Source organism: Prochlorococcus marinus str. MIT 9201 (genome assembly GCF_000759955.1).
Lineage (GTDB): Bacteria > Cyanobacteriota > Cyanobacteriia > PCC-6307 > Cyanobiaceae > Prochlorococcus_A > Prochlorococcus_A marinus_G.
Map to the genome: position 1 here is coordinate 1 of NZ_JNAL01000020.1, position 4,803 is coordinate 4,803.

The following is a 4,803-nucleotide window of genomic DNA, read 5'->3' on the forward strand; positions in this document are numbered from 1 at the left end:
ATGATCATCATGTCCACCATGGTCTGAATGATCATCATGACCTCCATGATCAGAATGATCATCTACCTTAGCTGAATGTTTAGCATGATCATCATGTCCACCATGGTCTGAATGATCATCATGACCTCCATGATCAGAATGATCGTCTACGTCTATTGCACTAACACCTACAACAACAGTATTCTTTTTATTTTCCCAATTTCTCATGCTTGGAGTCATTTCTTTACCAAGAGTAAATACTTTGTCTGCTTTATTCAGTAATTGAGCTTGCCTTGGATTGATCTTTAAGTCATGAACATCCTGTTTTCTATCTACTAAGCAAGTAACTTCGTCAGAAGTTAATGCAATTGATTTAACTAAATCGCAAACTAGTGGTTCTACTGCAACATATGACTTTCCTTTAGCCATGACATCCTGCCCAAAACCAGAAAATATAATCGTTCCAGCTATTACTGAGTTTTTAATTATTGACCTACTTGAACTTGTTTTATTTGTTAAAAGTCTTTTAAAAATTGACATAAAAAATTTAAGAATACCTAAAAATGATAATCATTTTCACTCTTTCTGACAAGAGTCGGTATCAAATGTTATGAAAATAATACACAGCTTGTATTATTGGTAAGCTTGTAAAGTGACTTTTTTTAAAGATTAATTAATGGCTACTTTAGTCGCTGAAAATTTAACATTTGCATACACGAAAAAAAGTAAGCCAGTTTTAAACAAGGTATCGGTTGAGATTAAGCCTGGAACTTTAACAGCGTTAGTTGGTCCAAACGGGGCAGGTAAATCCACTCTTTTGAGAATATTGCAAGGACAAAATACCGCAGATGTAGGAGAAATAAAAATTGACGGTGAAAATTTATATAGATCTAGATCTCTAGTGGCACTTATGCCTCAAAGAAGTTCTATGAATTGGAAGTTTCCCATTACAGTTGAAAAATTGGTATCTCTTGGTCAAATTAAGTATTCAAAATCAAGAAGTAATAACCCCTTTCAAATGAAAACTCTCCTAGCATATCCTAATTCTTGGATTAATAAATGTTGTGAATTAGAGGCGACATTGCAAAGAGTAGGCATTGCAAATTTGGCTAATAGAAGACTCGATTCTCTTTCAGGAGGACAGCAACAAAGAGCTCTATTAGCAAAAACTCTTATGTCTCCTGCAAAAATATTTCTTCTGGATGAACCTTGTGCGGCATTGGATCCCCCCGCAAAAGAGGATTTTCTAAAAATTGTTCGTCAACTCGCAGATGCTGGTCTTTCTTTGCTCGTAAGTAGTCATGATTGGGGCGAGTCTCTAAATAATTATGATCAAGTAATAGTTCTTGATAAAAGTGTTTTGGCAGTTGGTAGTCCTAATCTAATAAAAGATAAATTAGATGCAATAAACATTAGTTCCATAAAAGAAAATAATTTCTGCGATTAGAAAATGTTCCTTTTTAATTCTGAGCTTGATAACAGTTTTGGCAAAGCCCAAAATATTCGAGGGTATGAAACAACAATTGGAATTTCTTTGAATTTGTTTTGGGTGTATGTATATCTTTTACGGGGCACCCTTCCATTTTTGATGTCTCACCACATTGAACACAGGTCAAATGATGAATGTCTCTATCTACGGGAGTATAAAGAACCTCTCCTGTTGGGAGATGTCTAGAACGTATTAATCCATGCTTTATCAGAACTTGAAGATTCCTATAAACAGTAGTCAGTCCCATAGCTTTTCCGCTTTCAATCAATTGTCTATGCAACTCTTGCCCGCTCAGTTCATCCTCACATTTATTAAGTTCTTCAAGAAGTTGTTCTTGTCTTTTGGTAATGTCGGACTTAGTTACCATTGTTTTCGAAATCTTTTTTTGTCCCGTATTTTTGATCATACCGAATCATTCGAATAATGTCTTTTATTAATAACAGCTGGTGGCTTGTCCCATTAATAATAACTATTTTCTCAGGGATGTTATGTCCAGCAATGGGAACTGTATTAATCACTCATAAGAGATTATTACAAGTTAATTTAATCTCTCATTGTGTTTTACCTGGACTTGCTTTAGCCTTAGCGCTTGGAATTCATCCTTCAATTGGTGGTGTTATCAGTGGTCTTTTAGGCTCTGTGATTGTGGAAAGTTTAACTAATAGAAAAAGTGAAAACTATGAAGCAGTTATGAATACTATTCTTGCTGGAATGCTTGGGTTTGGAGTCCTTATAATCCCCTTACTCGGAATAAGGATCGACTTGGAGGCAGTATTATTTGGTGATTTATTGACAGCAAATTTTGGAGATTTACTTAGAACAATTATTGCTTTTTTAGTATTTATAATTTTAATGACTTTTGGATATCAAAAGGTTGTTTATGTGGGATTGGATCCAGAAGGTGCATCCGCGAGTGGTATAAACGTTTCTTTATTAAATCTGGCTCTAAGTTTTACAACGGCATTAGTAATTGTTAGTTCAATGTCAGCAGTAGGAGTAATTCTTGTAATTGCTCTTCTTTCTACGCCAACTTTGTTAGGGCTAAATAAGGCTCATAGTTTAAGAATTGCAATGATGAGGTCATCATTTTATGGATTATGCATCTCACTTCTGGGATTTATTCTCTCTATAGTCTTTAATCTTTCGCCTGGGCCTGCAATTAGTGTTATTTGCGTTGCATCTCTTTTAATTCCTAAGCTTCGCAAATAATTATATTTTAAATGTCCAGTCAGAGTTTAATGCTTGAGCTTCTGGATTGTTTTGTAAAGCTACTTTCATAGCCTCTTTTTTATTATTAGCTATAACAACTTCATCAAATTCTTTTCCATTTTTTTTGAGAATTACTTTGAAACGCATAAAAATTTTTTTCAATTAATCAAAAGTTAACCATTAAGCCACTAGATTTAAATACTTTTAAAAGATAATTGATGAAATAGAAACTTTAGTTATTTTGGAGCTTTTCTACTACAGATTTTTTCGCAATCTTTGCTACATCCTGCAATCCATTAGCATCAAACCAAGGAGCATTTTCCCAATTAAAACCTTCCCCAAAGGTATTACCAGGAGCTGCAACGTACCAGTGACATGATGAATCGGGAATATCTACAGCACATTTTGACCAGTCAGCTTCCCATTGAGGAACTTGTACCCACATCACAGAAGCTAATAAAAAAGAAAAAATAAAATTCATAATTATCAGTTAGCAAAATTTTGAAAGATTTTTTTCACACTCTTTCTTTCTTTTCTTCCAGTAATTCTCAAGTATTTGATATTTATGCTTATTTTTAAATTGACTTAAATGCACATTATTCTGATTAAGAACCGAAGTATTTTTGATTTTCATGACTCAATCTGTTTATGTAGAACATATTTAAGACAATTTATAGATTATTAGAAGTGAATTTATACTTAATTTTTGTCTTACTTTTGTGTAGGTAAGTATTTTTCGGGATTATTTTCAATGTAAGTAAGCGAATATTTGACAACACCTGCTATCACTGAAAAAAGAGCAATTGCCGAAATAATAAAAATGATTTTTTTGTAAATGCTTTTCATGAATTATTTATGTTTTTGATTATTTTTATTCATCAACGGCCAATTTTTCTGAAAGATTTAAATAATTAGTAATTTATACTGTAGCCTTTTAAATTACCTAAAGAGTAGATTAAATATATCAGAAACTCCTCACACACTTTTTCTGATAACTTTAAAAGTACTCGACCGCAATGTTTGAGTACTTTTTGCATTTTTATGGATGTGACAGTTAAAATAGAGGTCTACGATGGATTCCATTTTTTGAATTTAGATGTGATATTAAGCATGTGTGTAGGAGAAACTGATTTATTTCAGTGGAAACAAGGAAACACTTGATTTAAATCAGTTTTAAAAGATCTCTCTCAGAGAGATCTTTTTTTTTGTTTATTAAAAGGTATTAACTCCTGAACATAAAAACATATATGGTTTCTATAAAAATAATTAGGGATGTCATTACAAATTAGTAATTTGATTCGTTAGATTATGACTTGTTGAATCTCTCTGTTAATGAAAATACTTTTTCTAGCAATTTTAATTTGTTCAAGCTTTTTATTCCCATCTTCATCATTTGCCTCACATGTAGAACTAAAACCATGTGTAGAGATTGCTCATTGTGTAAGAGAGGAATGGGAAGTTAAAAATATTGAGGAACCTTTTGAAAAGATTAAAATATTTATAGAAAAAACTCCTAGAACTGAGATCGTAGAAATTGATGGCGATTATCTTCATGCTGAGGCAACCAGTAAATGGATGAAGTATGTAGACGATTTAGAAGTATCCTTTTTACCTGAATCAAATATCTTATCAATAAGATCAGAATCAAGAGTTGGAGAAAGTGATTTGGGAGTAAATCAAAAAAGAGTTGATTTACTAAAATCGAAAATGTTTTAAGATAAAAATTAAATAAAATAATTCATTTTTATATTTTTTTGTATAACTTTTCCATTTTTAAAAAAAATTAGCAGATATAAAAGTAATAATTGTCATCATGCCTTGATAATGGCAAATTTGTAAAATTTTCTCTAAAAAGATGATCATAAATTATATATATTTATTGTTATCTAGTTTTGTTTTTTTCTGGTTTTATATAAACATTAATAAAAATGGACTTAAATGGATAATCAAAGGTCTTTTTCTGATGGGAATATTGGTATTATTTATTGGAGGATTTTTCAAAATATTTTTCACCTTACCACCTAATTTATTTATCAAAATATTTTTTCTTATTATTTACACATGGTGCACTGTTGGAATAAATGTAAATTTCATGATCCCTTTGATTAGTTTGATTGACCAAAAAA

Annotated in this window: 7 protein-coding genes; 3 read left to right on the plus strand and 4 right to left on the minus strand. The window is 31.4% G+C overall.

What is annotated here, in order from left to right:
• On the minus strand, positions 1 to 519 hold a 519-nt coding region (locus tag EU95_RS0109265), incomplete at its 3' end, for a metal ABC transporter solute-binding protein, Zn/Mn family (protein ID WP_032523098.1).
• A 136-nt stretch (positions 520 to 655) separates the two neighbouring features.
• Between EU95_RS0109265 and EU95_RS00030 the strand changes: the two genes are divergently transcribed.
• The gene (locus EU95_RS00030) at positions 656 to 1,426 is read left to right on the plus strand and encodes an ABC transporter ATP-binding protein (RefSeq protein ID WP_032523099.1); all 771 of its coding nucleotides are present in this window, start codon (positions 656 to 658) and stop codon (positions 1,424 to 1,426) included.
• Between the two features lie 13 nt (positions 1,427 to 1,439).
• On the opposite strand, the gene EU95_RS00025 is transcribed toward EU95_RS00030, so the two are convergent.
• Positions 1,440 to 1,874: a Fur family transcriptional regulator gene (locus EU95_RS00025; RefSeq protein WP_032523100.1), complete on the minus strand. Its 435-nt coding sequence runs from the start codon at positions 1,872 to 1,874 to the stop codon at positions 1,440 to 1,442.
• A 17-nt stretch (positions 1,875 to 1,891) separates the two neighbouring features.
• Here EU95_RS00025 and EU95_RS00020 point away from each other — a divergent pair, with 17 nt between their 5' ends.
• Complete coding sequence (locus EU95_RS00020) at positions 1,892 to 2,677, plus strand: metal ABC transporter permease (RefSeq protein ID WP_032523102.1); 786 nt, start codon at positions 1,892 to 1,894, stop codon at positions 2,675 to 2,677.
• On the opposite strand, the gene EU95_RS10035 is transcribed toward EU95_RS00020, so the two are convergent.
• Entirely contained in the window at positions 2,678 to 2,824 is a 147-nt protein-coding gene (locus EU95_RS10035; protein ID WP_193742508.1) for a hypothetical protein, read from the minus strand.
• A gap of 85 nt (positions 2,825 to 2,909) precedes the next feature.
• Complete coding sequence (locus EU95_RS00015) at positions 2,910 to 3,158, minus strand: hypothetical protein (RefSeq protein ID WP_032523103.1); 249 nt, start codon at positions 3,156 to 3,158, stop codon at positions 2,910 to 2,912.
• A gap of 851 nt (positions 3,159 to 4,009) precedes the next feature.
• Here EU95_RS00015 and EU95_RS00010 point away from each other — a divergent pair.
• Positions 4,010 to 4,393: a DUF1499 domain-containing protein gene (locus tag EU95_RS00010; RefSeq protein ID WP_032523104.1), complete on the plus strand. Its 384-nt coding sequence runs from the start codon at positions 4,010 to 4,012 to the stop codon at positions 4,391 to 4,393.
• Positions 4,394 to 4,803 lie beyond the last annotated feature (410 nt).

What these genes read in the sequence shown, in the direction of transcription:
- EU95_RS00030 (WP_032523099.1), top strand. Translation starts at nt 656, where the DNA reads ATGGCTACTTTAGTCGCTGAAAATTTAACATTTGCATACACGAAAAAA.
- EU95_RS00025 (WP_032523100.1), bottom strand. Translation starts at nt 1,874, where the DNA reads ATGATCAAAAATACGGGACAAAAAAAGATTTCGAAAACAATGGTAACT.
- EU95_RS00020 (WP_032523102.1), top strand. Translation starts at nt 1,892, where the DNA reads ATGTCTTTTATTAATAACAGCTGGTGGCTTGTCCCATTAATAATAACT.
- EU95_RS10035 (WP_193742508.1), bottom strand. Translation starts at nt 2,824, where the DNA reads ATGCGTTTCAAAGTAATTCTCAAAAAAAATGGAAAAGAATTTGATGAA.
- EU95_RS00015 (WP_032523103.1), bottom strand. Translation starts at nt 3,158, where the DNA reads ATGAATTTTATTTTTTCTTTTTTATTAGCTTCTGTGATGTGGGTACAA.
- EU95_RS00010 (WP_032523104.1), top strand. Translation starts at nt 4,010, where the DNA reads ATGAAAATACTTTTTCTAGCAATTTTAATTTGTTCAAGCTTTTTATTC.